Annotated in this window: 14 protein-coding genes; 1 reads left to right on the top strand and 13 read right to left on the bottom strand. The window is 41.8% G+C overall.

Going from position 1 to position 16,653, the window contains the following annotated elements:
* Positions 1-173: 173 nt before the first annotated feature.
* The 6 genes from N0M92_RS21150 to N0M92_RS21125 all read right to left on the bottom strand — a co-directional run bounded on the left by N0M92_RS21150 (position 174) and on the right by N0M92_RS21125 (position 5,984).
* Positions 174-1,667, bottom strand: coding sequence for an aldehyde dehydrogenase family protein (locus N0M92_RS21150; protein ID WP_260287678.1), 1,494 nt, complete (start codon positions 1,665-1,667; stop codon positions 174-176).
* A gap of 50 nt (positions 1,668-1,717) precedes the next feature.
* Positions 1,718-2,683 carry a PDR/VanB family oxidoreductase gene (locus tag N0M92_RS21145; RefSeq protein ID WP_260287677.1) on the bottom strand — a complete coding sequence of 322 codons (966 nt, stop codon included), beginning with the start codon at positions 2,681-2,683 and terminating at the stop codon, positions 1,718-1,720.
* Positions 2,684-2,688: 5 nt separating this feature from the next.
* Positions 2,689-3,207: a hypothetical protein gene (locus N0M92_RS21140; RefSeq protein WP_260287676.1), complete on the bottom strand. Its 519-nt coding sequence runs from the start codon at positions 3,205-3,207 to the stop codon at positions 2,689-2,691.
* 16 nt (positions 3,208-3,223) lie between these two features.
* Entirely contained in the window at positions 3,224-4,210 is a 987-nt protein-coding gene (locus tag N0M92_RS21135) for a heme-dependent oxidative N-demethylase family protein (protein ID WP_260287675.1), read from the bottom strand.
* 46 nt (positions 4,211-4,256) lie between these two features.
* Positions 4,257-5,669: a purine-cytosine permease family protein gene (locus tag N0M92_RS21130; RefSeq protein ID WP_260287674.1), complete on the bottom strand. Its 1,413-nt coding sequence runs from the start codon at positions 5,667-5,669 to the stop codon at positions 4,257-4,259.
* A gap of 84 nt (positions 5,670-5,753) precedes the next feature.
* Complete coding sequence (locus tag N0M92_RS21125) at positions 5,754-5,984, bottom strand: hypothetical protein (protein ID WP_260287673.1); 231 nt, start codon at positions 5,982-5,984, stop codon at positions 5,754-5,756.
* A 169-nt stretch (positions 5,985-6,153) separates the two neighbouring features.
* Between N0M92_RS21125 and N0M92_RS21120 the strand changes: the two genes are divergently transcribed.
* Positions 6,154-7,986, top strand: coding sequence for a sigma-54 interaction domain-containing protein (locus N0M92_RS21120; protein ID WP_260287672.1), 1,833 nt, complete (start codon positions 6,154-6,156; stop codon positions 7,984-7,986).
* 287 nt (positions 7,987-8,273) lie between these two features.
* Here the strand turns inward: N0M92_RS21120 and N0M92_RS21115 are convergent, their stop codons facing one another.
* The 7 genes from N0M92_RS21115 to N0M92_RS21085 form a co-directional block, all read right to left on the bottom strand.
* Positions 8,274-8,612, bottom strand: a complete 339-nt coding sequence (locus N0M92_RS21115) for a VOC family protein (protein ID WP_260287671.1) — start codon at positions 8,610-8,612, stop codon at positions 8,274-8,276.
* Between the two features lie 210 nt (positions 8,613-8,822).
* A complete protein-coding gene (locus N0M92_RS21110; protein WP_260287670.1) occupies positions 8,823-10,238 on the bottom strand; it encodes an amino acid permease in 1,416 nt (471 codons plus the stop codon).
* 50 nt (positions 10,239-10,288) lie between these two features.
* Complete coding sequence (locus N0M92_RS21105) at positions 10,289-11,050, bottom strand: dimethylarginine dimethylaminohydrolase family protein (RefSeq protein WP_260287669.1); 762 nt, start codon at positions 11,048-11,050, stop codon at positions 10,289-10,291.
* Between the two features lie 225 nt (positions 11,051-11,275).
* Positions 11,276-12,454, bottom strand: a complete 1,179-nt coding sequence (locus N0M92_RS21100) for an amidohydrolase (RefSeq protein ID WP_397443893.1) — start codon at positions 12,452-12,454, stop codon at positions 11,276-11,278.
* Between the two features lie 51 nt (positions 12,455-12,505).
* Positions 12,506-13,849: a YfcC family protein gene (locus N0M92_RS21095; RefSeq protein WP_397443894.1), complete on the bottom strand. Its 1,344-nt coding sequence runs from the start codon at positions 13,847-13,849 to the stop codon at positions 12,506-12,508.
* Between the two features lie 166 nt (positions 13,850-14,015).
* On the bottom strand, positions 14,016-15,632 hold the full coding sequence (locus tag N0M92_RS21090) for a M20/M25/M40 family metallo-hydrolase (protein WP_260287666.1): 1,617 nt from the start codon (positions 15,630-15,632) through the stop codon (positions 14,016-14,018).
* A complete protein-coding gene (locus tag N0M92_RS21085) occupies positions 15,629-16,507 on the bottom strand; it encodes a dimethylarginine dimethylaminohydrolase family protein (RefSeq protein WP_260287713.1) in 879 nt (292 codons plus the stop codon). Before N0M92_RS21085 ends, N0M92_RS21090 begins: the two co-directional genes overlap by 4 nt.
* Between the last annotated feature and the right edge of the window lie 146 nt (positions 16,508-16,653).

Below are 16,653 nucleotides of genomic sequence, written 5' to 3'. Positions count from 1 at the left end.
TTTCAGCGAGACCAACTAATGCAAGCGAACCATAGGCGGCCATTGATTAACATAAAGGGGGTCGGATTTTTTATTTCCGCACCTTTTGTTACAAACCAAAAACCTAATCCGTATTTGGATTAGGTTTTTGGTTTGATTAAAGAAAGTAAGTTGCTTCATCTCCAAGCATATGCTTAATTTGGGAACCAGCCTACAGGTTTTACATCTAGATTAATGTTGATTTGCTTAATTTCCTGGTATTCATCCAATCCGTATTTTCCTAAACTGCGTCCAATCCCGCTCTGTTTGTAACCGCCCCATGGCGCCTCGACATATGTTGGATGATAATCATTCACCCATGTAATCCCCGCCCGCACTTTCTTGATCACACGCAATCCTTTTGCACCATCGTTAGTGAAGACGCCGCCTGCAAGGCCGTAGTCTGTATCATTTGCAAGTTTAATAGCTTCTTCTTCATCTTTAAACTTTTGAATGACAACGACCGGACCAAAGATTTCCTCTTGTACGATGCGCATGTCAGGTGTTACATCGGTGAAGACAGTCGGTGCAATGAAGTATCCATTGTCAAGGCCGTCATCAACAAGACGGTAACCGCCTGCTGCAAGTGTCGCCCCTTCCTGTTTGCCGATTTCAATATAATTTAAAATGCTATTCATTTGCGCTTCGCTGACAATTGCCCCCATGTTGCTGTCTTCTGCAAGGCCAGGTCCAACTTTGATTTTATTCGCGCGTTCCACATAGCGTTTTACATATTCATCATAAATGCTTTCTTCAACCAGGATGCGGCTACCAGATGAACATACTTGGCCGGCACCGAAGAAGATGCCAAATAATCCGTAATCGATGGCTGTCTCTATATCTGCATCGGCAAAAACGATGTTAGGTGATTTACCGCCAAGCTCAAGGGAAATTTTCTTTAAGTTGCCCGCGGCCGCTTTCATGATAGTGCGGCCAACATCCGTACTTCCCGTAAATGATACAATGTCAACGTCCTTGCTTTCTGCAATGGTTTGACCGACAACAGTGCCGCGACCCATTACCATATTAGCCACACCTTTAGGGATGCCGACTTCCTCTAGGATTTCAAATAATTTCATTGCTGTTACAGGTGTCACTTCAGCCGGTTTATATACAATGGTGTTACCCGCCGCAAGGGCCGGTGCGATTTTCCAGACACTCATTAGAAGAGGGAAATTCCAAGGTACTATCAAACCGGCTACACCTACTGGCTCACGAGCGACCATCGCTTGCACGGGAGCGGGAACTTGATAAGTTTCCCCTTCCGGATGAAGGACCAAACCAGCGTAGTAACGGAAACACGCGGCGGCATCGGCAATATCGAAACCTGCCTCTGCTTTAAGTTTCCCGTTATCCATTGTTTCGAGAATCGTTAACTCTTCCGCACGTTCATCAATTTTATCAGCGATTTTATATAGGTAGGAAGCTCGCTCCTGTGCCGTCAGTCCTGACCAGATTCCACTTTCAAAAGCTGCTTTCGCAACTGAGATTGCCTTTTCAGTATCTTCCTTGGTGGCACGAGGAGCCCTTGCAATGACTTCCTGTGTTGCAGGATTGATTACCGGGATTACTTCATTTGAAGATGAGGACTTCCAATTACCGTCGATGTAATTTTTAAGCTCTAAAACTGCGGTTTCTAAAATTGTCATGTTTTTTGCCTCCGGTTTTCATTATTTTTTTGTAAGCCTGTACGGAATCGTTAAAGTTTTAATACAAGTCTGTCGTCCTTCGCACGTGAGCAGCATGTTAAGATTGACTTACGTGATTGGCGATTTTGTTCGCTAAGGAAGAAATCCCGGTGATCCACTTCACCTTCTGCAACATCTACTTCACAACTTCCGCACCCTCCCACTTTACAAGAATAAGGTGCATCAATTCCTTCCCTTAATAGCGCGTCAAGCAGTGTTTCACCTTCATGAACGTGGATGGAACGATCGCTGTCTGTAAGGTCGACAATGAAAGGATCTTGCGCCCCATCATTTTTTGTCGCAAATAATTCGAAGTGGATCGCATGTTCCGGATAACCATAGGAACTTGCGGCTTTTCGATACTCTTGAACCATCTCGATTGGTCCGCAAAAATATACATGCGTGCCAATGCGATGATCCTTCATCGTCTCAGGCATCATTCTGCGTTTGTCTTCTGCCTGCGAAAAATAAAAGGTGCATTGATCAGGGTATTTGGCTTTCAACAGATCATAAAAAGCACATAATTCCGGTGTGCGCGCTGCATAATGGAGTTCGAAGGTTTGGCCTTCGGCAGCCATGTCTTCCATCATTGCCAGAAATGGGGTGATGCCGATTCCAGCTGCATAAAAAACATGATGCTTTGCTCGAAAGCTGAGAGGGAAGTTGTTTTTAGGGAAACTGACTTCCAACCTGGAATCTATCTGTACATGATCATGCCAGAAAGCGGAACCTCCGCGTGACGCCTCATCACGCCGAATGGAAATTGCATATTTTTTACGGTCCCTTGGGTTGCTGATAAGGGAGTATTCCCTTTCGATGATCGTATCGCCGACCGGCATGAATGTGGTCAAATGCGAACCGCCTGTAAAAGCAGGCAATGGGTTTCCGTCAATTGGAATCAATTCGAACTGTTTTACGAATGGAGTTTCTTGAATGATCTTGTTTACTTTCATTTGAATATTTCCTACTACCCGCATGATGATCAGCTCCCTACTTCTTCTTTTCCGATTGGAATGAATGGGTAACCAATATAACCTTCCCGTACTATGGAATAAAAAGGTCCTATTTCAAGACTTGCCCTGCAATGGCCACATTCGGCAATCTCTGCTTCTTCTTCGACTTCCGACACTTCAAAACATTTCATGCAATATACGTACCGCCGCTTAGGCCCGATAATCACCGTCTGGATCTCAGCTTCAGATAGACCAGCTTCCACCCCGAGCGAGAAGATCATAACAGCATTGTTCCATGCAGCCGCAATATAAAATTGGGTGCCCATCTTTTGTGACAAGATGAATCTCTTAATCTCCTCTTTATCCTCCATTCCGTTAATGGAAATACATTCAAAATGCACTGTACCTGCAAGCTCAGATGTGAAACTTTTCGCCTTTTCATATCCGGCTTGATCAGAAATGACGACAAACTTTCTTCGTTCATTCCGAGGAGTAAATTGATTTACGATCGTAATTGATTTATCAAACAATACTGGACTATTGTACAAGGCCCTATCCTCCTACTTATTGTTTATCTTCGATTTTTTGTTTTTCATCAATACGCCTCAAATATTCGACCGATTGCGGAAGAAATGGGGCTATTCCTTTGTATGCAGCCATAGGTTCCGGAATATCCTGCAGTACGCTATATGTCAGATCAAACCACTCCTGGCGCAATGTCAAATCCTCCAGTGGCAGGAACTGCGTATTCAATACGAATAGAATGGCGTTGCTTCGTGGCATGCGATAAAATTTTTGTTCTTCAACACGCAAACGAACAAGTTTACCTGCATTTTCCGGTGTTATCCCAGAACGCTGCGGTCCCCAGACATCCATCGTTTCATAGTTGACATCCCAACGGTCAGCCATCAGGTTCCAGTTGATGCGTGTCCATGGCTTTCCTGGCTCAATGGATAATAAAAACTTACGAACGCGATCTGCCAGTTCATCGCCTTTCCGCGATACAAATGGAACGGGAGCATGGATTTCATCAAAGGACATGCCTTTATTCCAGTTAGCTGAGAAGAGTGCGGCGTATGAAACTTGTCCCACTTCCAAATAGAAATTACTATCGCGATGAACCATTAAAACAAAATCATTGTGGAAATGGCGCCCTACATAATCTAGAGGCTCATATGGAAGCGTGCTGGCATCGCCATACACGAATGAATCGGATTCCCCGAAAATGTGGTTCTTGAAAGTCCAGTTGTCTCCATCTTTAATGACCTCGAAATGCTCCGGATAGCGATCAGTTGCCATGTCGATGAGCATTTCCAATACTTCCCATTGCATTTCCATTGTATGTGAAAAGGATTGAAACCTTATATGCGGCTGTTCTTGAAGGAGACGACGCTTCGTTTCCACTTGAAGTCTGTATTCTGGAGTAACTTCAATACAGTTAATGTTTGAGAGTCTTTTCAAATCGTTTGAATAACGATAGTTACCTGAAGAGAATGGAAATGGGAATGTATCTAAATCAGTTGTTTTGAAATCTAAACTTTGTGTAAACATTGAACAATCTCCTCTCGTTCCCTAGATTCTTTAAATTGCGTTTTTTCTATCTAACTTCCTTTAATTCAACGGATGGATGCTCCATGTCAACATCAAAACGGAAAATGTATTTCGATGAAACATAGTAGGTGACTAAAGCGACAAAGTATGTTGGAATTCCGGCAGCTGTATGAAGGAAAAAGTCACTTGCTTCAAAAGTCAATGGATTATAAAGTGCCCAGTAAACGATCGTTCCAATGACCACCGTTAGAACTGCCGACGGGTTAAGGCCTTTCCAATAAGTATAAGAGCCCTGTGTGTCATACAAATCCCTTATTGAAATGCGTTGTCGCTTTACAAAAAAGTAATCTGCAACGACAATTCCGCCAAGAACAGCCATAATAAAGGAAATGACAGCAATGAATGAACCAAATGCATCGTAGAACGTCGAGCTTAGAAGTAAGAATATGGTCGGTACGGTTGTACCCATCGCAATCATCCATGACTTTTTCGGGAATACGGTTTTAAAGCTGACAGCTTGTGAGTACATAAGGAAAATGGCTGCACCGACATTCCCAACCGAAAGTAAAATCAAGCCAATGAAGCCGCCCCAACTTCCTGCGATGGAAAACATCCAGTCAGAAGGATTAAGTGAACCAGCGACTAATGCAGCAATGGCCCCAACTAAAGCTGCGATACAAACGATGATTCCATAGCTGTAGAATCCTGCTTTAAATGCTCCTCCTTCTGTTTTAGATAAACGGCTGTATTGGCCAAGGTATGGCAGCCATGAGAAGCCGAGACCGATATTTAATTCCAGGGCTGTCGCGAATGAACGAGAATTCGTTTCAAATGGCTCGGAAGGAAGTATATGAGCGACTTTAGTGAATCCCTGGCCAAACAAGACTATTGCGAGAAGACCAAACATGAGAACCATAAAAACCGGAACGGCTACTGCGGTATATTTTTGAATCGCTATCGGTCCCTTCACCGTTACTAGAAATGCACAGATGAAGAGTAAAATCGAGAAAAACGGCGCTCCAGTTGCTTGGCTTGAGAAAATGGCGGGCATTCCCATCCAATTAGCAGCCTCTGCTAACGCCTGGCCGGACATGAAAAGCGCAATGGAAATGTAGCCGAGAGTTAAAATAAGAAAAACAAAGAAAAAGATATTGGATCCTAGATACCCTAGTGAACTTCGAAATCCTACAAAAGTATCTATGCCATAACGCGCAAAATAAAGGGTAATGGGAACAATAAGCAGCAAAGGGAAGGCGTTACCGAATAAAATCGCTGCAAGTGACTGCTTCACATCAAGCATTGTACCTGTGTATCCACCAGTTAACAGCCCAAAAGATGAGAGGCCAATTACAACCTGAACTAAAATTAAATCCCGAAGATTAAAAATCCGGTCACTTTTACTTGCCGGTAAAAAACCAAAGGCCACATCCTTTGAAATGGAGGCATTCTCTTTACTCACACGCTTCTCTCCCAACTATAAAATAATGATTGTATCGCTTGGAAATAAGACTGTCATTGTTTTGGGTGAGCTAAACAAACTACTTTAGACAAGTGTATAGACCAGGTAAAAGATGATTAATATCATGAGAAAAATAGAACCTGTCGCATCCTTCCATTTCATTTTGTCGATTTTCACGGCATCTTCCTGCTCATACGCATTGATCCGCTCATTCAAATCTGAATATAGATTTTTAATAAAGGGATCTTCAGAATTGATATTCTGTTGGAACTGATTCTCTTTATTCAAAATCGCTTCTCCCTCCTTTGCAATCATGCTTTCTAGTCCCTTCTCTTTACTTTAATGCAATAAACATGCCAATCAGAAAACACCATGCTTACTGGGTTTCCAATAGGAAGAATATTCATTTTTGAAACTATTGAACAATTGTGAAATTTCTGTAATATAAAAGCTAGGAAGTTAAATGAAAGGCAGGTAGACATAAATGGATCACTTCACCTCTGCACTCTTGTCTATTTACGATCAGCTTATTGTGACAGATAAAAATGGCACCATACTGAAATCGACCGGAACAGGAAACTCCTTATTCCAAACAGTCAAATCCGCTAATGTCGGCGGTTCCATCAAGGATGTTGAACAAGATTTGTTTTCCACAAGCTTGGCAGAAGAGATAATGGGCAAAAATGAAAAAAGATCTTCCATGCAATCCTCATGGCAGGGTCCGGAAATGCTGATGACGGCATACCCGATTGAAACTGGGGCCTGGGTGTGGGCCTACAAAGAGATTAAAGACTCTTATCCAGATACATCAAGGGGTCAATCGGGGCCATTGTTGGAATCGAAGAAGCCATCTTTTCCATTTGTGATCCGCAGTAAACCGATGCTTGATGTTCTGCATAAAATGCAAATGGTTTCCGATGTTAGCGCAACAGTCCTTTTATTGGGGGAATCCGGTGTAGGAAAGGAAATGGCCGCCAGGGCCATACATAATATGAGTAACAGAAGCGACGGTCCGTTTATACCTGTCAATTGCGGTGCAATCCCGGAAAACCTGATTGAAAGCGAACTTTTTGGCTACGTAGAAGGGGCTTTTACCAGCGCACGGAAAGACGGCGCCAAAGGGAAATTCACACTCGCCCATAAAGGTATCTTATTCTTGGATGAGGTTGGCGAGTTACCGCTTAACGTACAGGTAAAACTGCTTCGCGTCCTTCAGGAACGCGTTGTCACACCAATTGGTAGTACGACATCACACCCTGTTGATATTCAGGTGATTGCCGCAACAAATAAATCGCTCGAAAAAATGGTGAAAAAAGGTGAATTTCGAGAAGACTTATATTATCGCCTTCATGTCGTACCTATCCATCTTCCGCCGCTTAGGAATCGTGTAGATGAAATCCCCCACCTGGTGCAGTTTTTTCTACAAAAGTACAATGCACTATACAATCGAAATGTGGCATTCACCCCGGATGCAATCGACTTGCTATGTATCTATCAATGGCCCGGTAATGTGCGCGAACTTGAAAATACAGTTGAAAGGCTTGTGATTACTAGCGGAATGCCGGAAGTAGATGTTGCGTTGGTTAAAGAGGTCCTTCCTTTTAAAGGGCCCAAACCCACTTCAATACCTGTTATCGATTTTCTGATGCCTATGCAGGAAGCAGTCGAGCTTGTGGAGGAACAGCTCATCAATATGGCGATGGAACAATACAAATCATTAAAACTAGCAGCGAAGGTATTGGAAGTCAGCCAGCCTACGATGAGCAGGAAATATAAAAAATTACGTAATAAAATTGAGGAGGCACGCTTTTCACCAGTGGATAAACGGGCCATTTTAGAAGAACAAATAAATCAACGGCTTCGTTCCATTGCCGTTGTAACCGCAGCTATCATTCCAGCTGAAGAGGTTATCAGTCTGCAAAAAAATATGAACCTGCAAACTTCCTATTCCCAGAAATTGAAACAAAAACTTACCATGATTCAAGAAAAGGAAGGCGTAATTGAATGGGTCTTTATATTTATCATGACGGAGGATGGACGTCTGATTCACCTCGTTGCAGACAAAGGCTTTGTAATTGAACCGGGGGAAGAATATATTGGTCCCCCTGAAATGGTTAATGTCGCATACCAGGCGTTTAATGGTAAGGCTGGTGTGACTCCGATATATGAAGACAGGTACGGTGAGTGGAAAACAAGCTTTGCGCCTATTATTGATGATGAGGGCAATATCGTTGCTATTGTAGGTTGTGATTACAGCAAAGCCTATTTCAATTCGGAAATGCAACGTCTCCGTAAACAACTCAATATACATGTTTGATTTCAGGATGCAGTCATGCAGGATCAAAACGTTTGGGGAATAAAGCAAAAAAAGAAAAGCTGATGACAGGAGCCTTCTTGAACAGGCTTTTGCATTCAGCTTTTTTGGTATGATCAAACCATATATACAACATGAATGTTATACAGGAGGTAAAATGGCATTAACGCCACCCATTTTCGGATCTAACTGGTTTTTCCATATTGAGCCACACTTATAGGCAATAGTATATCTTGTTCTTCTACTATCCTATTTTATAGTAGTTTTACGATTTAACTCCAAGTAATTCTTTAACATAGTACTTCTATGTTAAATCCTCCAGGCGCTTCTACATAGAACGTATATCTGTGTAGGTGTTGTGGAGGTTTCACCATGAATCCATCATCCTTCAACCGTTGATTGATCCTGTTAACTTGCTCTTCATTTTCTTGTATGAATCCAACATGAAAAGTCTTCGGGTATTGTACATCGCTTCCTTTCATTAGAGTCAATATGGAACCATCATCATCTTTCATTGCAGCGAACCCATCTCCCCTGCTTCCTGCACATGACAATCCAAAGTATCTTTCTAAAAACTCCCTTGATGCTGTAACATCATTAACTGTTAAATTTATATGATTGAACTTCATTACTTCCCCCCATTTTAATATTATTGTTTTCTTTCGGTCTCTCGGTAAAAGAAGTTAATTTTCCCTTCCTATATTGTAAGGTATTCCTTCTTTTTCATTAAAATGTCAGTATTTCCCTTTTGATTCAGTGAATAATCATCCAAGCGACCGCATTTACAAGATTTAAAAAGGCCAACCAGTAAAAACTGGCTAGCCTTCGGTGCAACTCAATTACAATATTTTTTCATTTTCAAGGCTGGTGTTTGACTCCACTTTCTTAGCCAATTTAAATTTATAGAATAATATACAGGCTATCAAAAATCCTATCCCATAAAACAGCCCGACTCGTTGAGTAGGATCAAAGGCAAGGAATACTAGAATCAGCAAACAAAAGCCTAAACAAAACAACGGGACAAACGGGTAAAAGGGTACTATGTATTGTAAATCTTCCGTTTTACCACCCGCTTTTATAAATTTCCTTCTAAACATATATTGCGATAAAGCGATTCCCATCCATGAAATCGTGACGGAAATACCAGCTATGGACATAAGTATCACGAACACTGTATCGGCCGCAATGAAGCTAGTCAATAGCGATAGAAGCGAAAAACAGATTGTAAAAAGAAGGGCATTCAATGGCACTTTCCTCTTGGATAATAGACCAAACACCTTGGGTGCCATTCCGTCATGAGCCATCGACCAAAGCAACCTTGTGGATGCATAAAGACATGAATTCCCCACAGAAAGAATGGCTGTCAAAATAATGAAATTCATGATACCTGCTGCATAAGGAATCCCGGCTATCTTCATCAAAGTTACAAAAGGGCTTTCCAATAAGCCTAATTCCGAAGAAGGGAATATGGCGGAAAGGATGATGATGGACGAAATGTAGAAAACAATGATTCTAAATAGTACGTTTCGAATGGCTTTAGGGATATTCTCTTCGGGTTTTTCACTTTCCCCTGCCGCTATTCCTATTAGTTCTGAGCCTTGATAAGAAAATATTACATTCATCATTGTCACAAAGATAATGGTAATCCCCCCTGCTGGAAATAGACCAGAAGGAGCCAAATTCTCAAAGAATGGGGTTGGACGATCAGATAAAGAGACAAAACCAAAGATGCCAGCGATTCCAATCAAGATAAACAAAATCACTGCAACGATTTTTATTCCAGCGAACCAATATTCCGCCTCTGCAAAACCTCTTGTCGTTAATGCATTCAAAGTAAATAAAAGCACTATGAACACAGCACACCAAATCCAGGTAGGACTATGGGGGAACCACTGTTTCATCAATATTCCTGCAGCCGTGAACTCAACTCCTGCAGTGGCGGCTGAACCTACGAAATACATCCATCCTAGAGAGAAACCAGCGGAAGGCCCTATATATTCGGCAGCATATTTCTGGAATGAACCTGTAACCGGCATATGAACGGCCAGCTCGCCAAGGCAGACCATTACCATGTACAAAATAAGACCGCCGGCTAGATAACCGACAAGAGCCCCTCCTGCCCCTGCTTGGTTAATGGTATAGCCTGCATTTAAAAAAAGGCCTGTACCGATTACGCCGCCAAGTGAAAGCATAAATAAATGGCGTCTTTTCATTGAGCGCTGCAGCTGATCATTATTCTCCAGTCCATGCCCCATATAATCACTTCCTTATCTTATCTATTAGCCTATCCTTCTCCTAAACTATCTTAGAACCTCAAAGAGAGACAACTAAGTCCGCCATCTTGTTTTTGAAATTCAGTCACCTCCACATCAATCACAGTGTATCCCAAATCTTCAATTTTTTTCCTTGTATCCTCAAACCCTTTAGGGACAATAACGCAGTCGTTCATTCTTACGCAGTTACCCGAATATTCCTCTTCCTGTTTTACGATTATTTGATTGAAGCCAGAAAAAGCTTCGTGATTAATGAATTCCCCGGCCACTAATAAATTATTGTCTCCCAGGTAATTGACACCCGTTTTTAAATGAAAGAACTTCTTAAGGGGAATGATCGTCGTATCATATCCATATTTAGCCATAATATCTTTAAACTGAAGAGCACCTGTTTCATTTGTTCTAGTTGAAAGACCAATATAGAAGTGATCTTCAACTTGCATTACATCTCCGCCATCCAACATACCTGGAGATTGAATATATTCGATTGTGTCATAAAAGTTCTTTAAAACTTCTCTCATTTCATTAATCTCACCATTCCGGCTTTCTGCACCAGGATTGGTTACAAGGGCACATTTTGGCGTCAACACGGCTGTATCTTCCACAAACGTGGAATCAGGATATCTCTCATCCGGTTCGAGAACGGTCACTTTCACACCGCAGCGTTTTAATGCTTCTACATAAGCATCGTGTTGGATAAGAGCTTTTTCATAATCCGGGTTTCCTAAATCCGATGTTGTTAAGCCATTTACATAACTTTTTCCAATCTTTCTTACAATCGCGTGTTTAAACATATATATTCCTCCTAAATAGGTAGTTTATTTTTTTAAATGTAGGATATTAACCTTTTTGAACCAGAAGTTCTTTAAATGAAATTTCTTTTCATCACTTTGCTGCACTTAACTATTCCAGAAGCGGAAACCATGGAAAAACCAGTCATGATAGGGAGAAAAGACACCGTAAGTTTTCTTTTAAACTATAACGGGTGTATATTCCAGCCCAATGCTTGCTCAATTATTTTAATGACCGCATAATTTATCCGCTATACCTACAAAATATCTTACTCCATACCCTAAAGCCTTCTCATCGATTTTAAATTTAGGATGGTGTAAAGGGTAAGCTTTTCCAAACTCATCATTATGAACGCCTAGAAATTGCATGGAAGAGGGTACGATTTCGGAAAAAGCCGAAAAATCTTCTGTCCCGAACATAGGATCATCAACCTGGATGATATTATCTCCTTCAAAAATACCTTCCATGACCGTTCTTGAAATATCGACAGCTGCTTTATCATTTACAACGGCTGGATACCCTAAGTACCAAGTAATTTCACATTTTGCCCCATGCGTTTCTGAAATCCCCTTAACGATTTGCTCTAGATACTCCCTTGCTTTCAATCGGCTATCAGGGTCTAAGGAACGAATGGTACCACCGATTTCCGCATATTCAGGTATGACATTGAGCGCACTACCGGAATGGAACTGAGTGACTGAAATGACGGGTGTCCTAAGAGCTGAAATTTTTCTCGAAACGATATGTTGAAGATTCGTCGTAATTTCTGCACCAATGAGCAGCGGATCTACCGTTAATTCCGGAGTCGACGCATGACCGCCCTGCCCAATGATTTTAATTTCAAAATCATCGGCTGCTGCACAGAATACCCCTTCCCTTAAACATATCGTCCCTGTTCGTTCATAAGGAGTAACATGCAGTGCAAATGCATAATCCACTCCTTCCATGACCCATTTTTTCACCAATTCCTGAGCTCCCCCTGGCAGAACCTCTTCGGCGTGTTGGAAAATAAACCTGATTTCTCCATCAATCGCATCTTTTTTCCCAGAGAGGACTTTAGCAGCACCTAATAACATCGCAGCATGTGCATCATGTCCGCATGCATGCATAATCCCAGGGTTTCTTGATTGATAATCAATTTCTGCTTCTTCTTGAATCGGGAGTGCATCAATATCGGCACGAAAGGTGATGGTATTCGATTTTCGGGCAGATTTTTTAGCTCCTTTGAGAACCGCTAAAACGCTCGTTTCTGTAGGTCTCGTCACTTCTAATCCTGTAAAGGTTTTTAATTTCCTATAGATGAATTCAGAAGTCTGGTACTCTTGATATGAGAGCTCCGGATTTTCGTGAAAATGACGTCGCCATGAAATCACTTCATCGACAACTGTCTCCTGTATTGTCTTCATCATAAATGCCTCCTCGATCATTTAGTGCCAATATTCAGACTTTTAAAGTCTTTAAAAAGGGCCATACTGTATGCTTTGAGCAATGATCAAAAAGATAATTGCTACCGCAACCTGAATCAAAAGATACGGAAACACCCATTTTACCCATTTCGTAAATGATATGCCTGCCACTGCCAGTCCAGCCAATAGCACTCCAGAAGTCGGAAATATCATATTCGAAATCCCATCCCCTAATTGGAAAGCTAACACTGCCGTTTGTCTTGTCACGCCCATCAAATCCGCCAATGGAGCCATTATCGGCATCGTCAATGCTGCTTGTCCACTTCCGGATGGAACAATGAAGTTAAGAAACAATTGGACAATGAACATTCCGATTGCATTTATGGCGGGAGGAAGCTGCTCAACCAATCCTGCAGCATAATATAAAATCGTATCCAGCATTCCGCCACTTGTAATGATGACCAAGATTGTCTGCGCAATGCCTATTATCAATGCCCCGGAAACCATATCGCCCGCTCCTGAAATAAAACCATTAGCCATCTTGGATGGAGTCAAGCCACCAATCAGGCCCATTATGATCCCGCTTAATAAAAACAAGCCGCCAATTTCACTTATATACCATCCTAATTTAATGACTCCATATACTAATAGGATGAAATTCACCAATAAAATAATTAAAGCAGCGCTATGTCTTTTACTCATCCTAAAGTTTTTATCAAGATGTGCATGTTCTTCACGCCTGAATTTCCCATACTCCCCCTGTTCAGGATCTCTTTTAACCTTCATTGCATGGAAATAGATGTACAATACTGTAACGGCATAAAACACTGCAAGAAGAGCAATCCGCAATCCCATTCCCGAATACATGGGCAGTTCTGCAATGCTTTGGGCAACCCCTACATTAAAAGGGTTCGTAATGCCCGAGATGAATCCAGTCGCCAATGTTCCAAGGATGACGATCGCAAAACCTGTAAGGGCATCAAAGCCCAATGCAATCGTCATTGGAACAATGATTGCGATATAAACTAATGAATCTTCAGCAGAGCCGATCAGTGTCCCTAATGATGCGAAGATTAATACCATCAACGGAATAAGCAATCTCTCTTTTTTTCCGAATCGGACAGCCACAAACTTAATGAAAGAATCCAGTGCTCCTGTTGCCTGCATGATTCCCAGTGCTCCGCCAAACAAAAAGACGAACAAGATAATTGACGCTCCTTCAATCATCCCTGCGTGAATGCTGCTGAACATTTCCAATAATCCCACTGGTGTTGATTCAACGAATTCAAAAGAAGTGGGATCGACTACACTTCGGCCATCCTTTTCAATTCTTTCATATTGGCCCGCGGGTAAGATATAGGTTAAAACCGTTACGATTACAATTACGATAAACATTAATACAAAAGGATTAATCCCTTTTTCCGGTAGCTCCGTCAGTTGGTTAAGTGGCTTATTTTTCTGATTAAGCGGCTCGGAAGTGATTTGACCATTAGGCAGGTCATTCATTTAAATTCCCCCAGTTAAAGTTTTATACTTTTAATCAAGTTCTCCTGACGGACCATCACTTCTTAACCAAACACTTAAACATATTCTTAATTAACTTCTCCAGCATGACGGGCGTATGGACGAAGGCGCTATCGATGTGAAGGCGCTCTGTACGCTGGTGGGCATCCTTGCCGAAAGGACCCACATTAAGTACGGGTGCCTGAAGTTTTTGCATATCCGCGAAAGGAATGCTGTAAGTATCGCCCCAGACTGGTGTATTTTTTTCAAAAGCTGTCCAGCCATCAGACTCATCATTATATTGAACATAGCTTAAATCGCAAAGGCCATTGAAATAATGAATTTGGCTGACTTCCTTACCAAGCATGCTGGCAGTTTCCTTCATTAATTTCACAGATTCCATGATAAGCGGATCATCGGACGTATTGACGGCTGGATAATATGGCGGTGCAAACAGCAATACAATGGCGGGTGAAAGCTCCTGACATTGTATCATCAATTTTTCAACGATCCGTACTGATTTTTCCCGCTCATCCAATTCCATGTTTCCTTTAACTTCACTCTTTATTTGCTCAACAAAACTCCCGCCAAATTTGCCCTCGGCATATGAAAGTAACTTTTCGTAACGCAATACTTGTACTTCACCTACACCTTCAATTTGTTCACGAAGGCAAAGCCCTTTATAAGACTCATTGCATTTCATCGCTGCTTCGTTAGCAACCTGTTCGAATAGGTCCATTATTTCTGCAGCTGTCCTTTTCATAATGAACACATTATAAAGCGCGGCTGCCCGATAAGGTGTCTGTGTTGAATATTGTAGTTTTAGATCTTTTTGCTGAAGCGATACCGGTAAAGGTGTTTCCTCACCAAGATCACTTTCTTGAAAAAGAGTGTTCCACTCCATGAGCTGCGTGAGGAACGAGGCTATATAGTTAGCCGTCATGCCCTTTAATGGCTCACCTACATGAGTTTCTTTCCCATAAAAAAGTGCAGCGGGCATGATTTTCCCCAAAGTTCCGGAATAAATATAATGTCTATTATCGCCCGGTTTCTGTGAAAAGGACGGTTCACTATTAAAAAACATTTTATAGGAAAGGCCATACTTATCACGTAAAGTCACAAGTTCTTTAACTGCAGCCCTCATTCCCGCGGAATTCACTTCTTCATCAGGAACCGTTAACAGCAGGAGATTGATCGGCCATTGTTCGATGCTTGCCTTTTCGATGATAGCCATATGAAGGGCAAGACCCATTTTCATATCCATCGTTCCTCTGCCAAACAAGTACTTTCCTGATTCAAGATCAATGCGCGCTTCTTCCGGTAGTTCACCTTTTCTCTCATGAAGTTTTTTCGTGAGCTCCTCTGGTTGAAATGCAAGAGTCTCAAGATCACCGTATTCTTCAGTATGAACCGTATCAAAATGGCTAATTAATACCACAGTCTCCTTGCTATCGGGATGTTTATAAAAGGCATTGACAAAGTTCCTCCCTAAATCAGCCTCGTGAAGCGATAAATGCGCCGGATTCCTTTTAAAATAATCAAGCTCCCTCAATTTCTCTTGCACTTTATACGGAAACAATTGTTCTCCTTGTGTAAGAGTACGGCTATCCCAGCTAACAAGTTCACATAACAAAGCACGGAGCGTTTCTGGAGTACCCCATAGTAATTGACTCATTCCAATCCCCCTTCATTGATATTTGTACGCACCACCGGACAGGTTAAACAAGTTGGACCGCCAGTGCCTTTGAAACTGATCTCAGTTCCTTTGTATTCATAAACCGTTGCTCCCGCATCAATAAGCTTTTGTTTTGTGTAAGCGTTACCAGAAGATATCACGCAAACCCGCGGAGCAATGGCAAGAACATTACAGCCCAAGGTCAAGTACTCATCAACTGGCACTTCGATAAGCTGTATGCCTCGTTCAATCAGCATTTTTCTGAAAAAGACAGGCATAAGTCGGGAGTGAACAACTGCTAAATCCTGGTCGACCATACTGATTAAAGACATAAGATGGAGACACTCTCCCTCTCCTTGATCATGCGGAAGCTGAACTACGATGAATTCATCCACAAGATGAGCGGTCATTTCTTTTAATTGCCGAATGGCTTCAGCGTTTGTACGATAACCATGTCCGACTACTAGGGTCTTATCATCAAGCCAAACGATATCACCGCCATCCGCAACCGCATCACCCGTTAAATACCCAATAATCGGGATGTTCTTTTCCTCACAAAATTCTTTGTATACATTAGCTTCAGGCTTTCTCAATTCTTTCCCGGACTTTAAAATAATGGCTCCTTGGCTAGTGAATTTGACCGGGTCATGAGCATATAAGGAGTCAATGCCGACTTCCGAAGATGCTGGCAAATAATCGATGTTTGGAACATATTTCTCCAAAATGGAAATAAAGTCACCATACTCTTTTAATGCTTCGTTGAAATCTGGCTCTTCCGCATAATTGAAGTTCCGCCATGCTTGGCTTAAATGCTCTTGACTAATAAAAGCTTCTTTCGGATGTTTTACAATGACACGTTCCAATGGATTGTACATGGACGAACAATATGTCACTGCCTCCCCCTCCTTTTCCGCATAACGGAAAACGTTTCCGCTAATAGGAATTTTTCTTTTATTATAAAATCAACTTTGGTATAATGTCAATATGTTTTAAATTTTCAAATAACTCAAAATTTATTCAA

It is taken from the genome of Peribacillus aracenensis (genome assembly GCF_025175645.1).
GTDB lineage: Bacteria > Bacillota > Bacilli > Bacillales > DSM-1321 > Peribacillus > Peribacillus aracenensis.
This window is presented reverse-complemented; position numbering and strand designations above follow the sequence as displayed.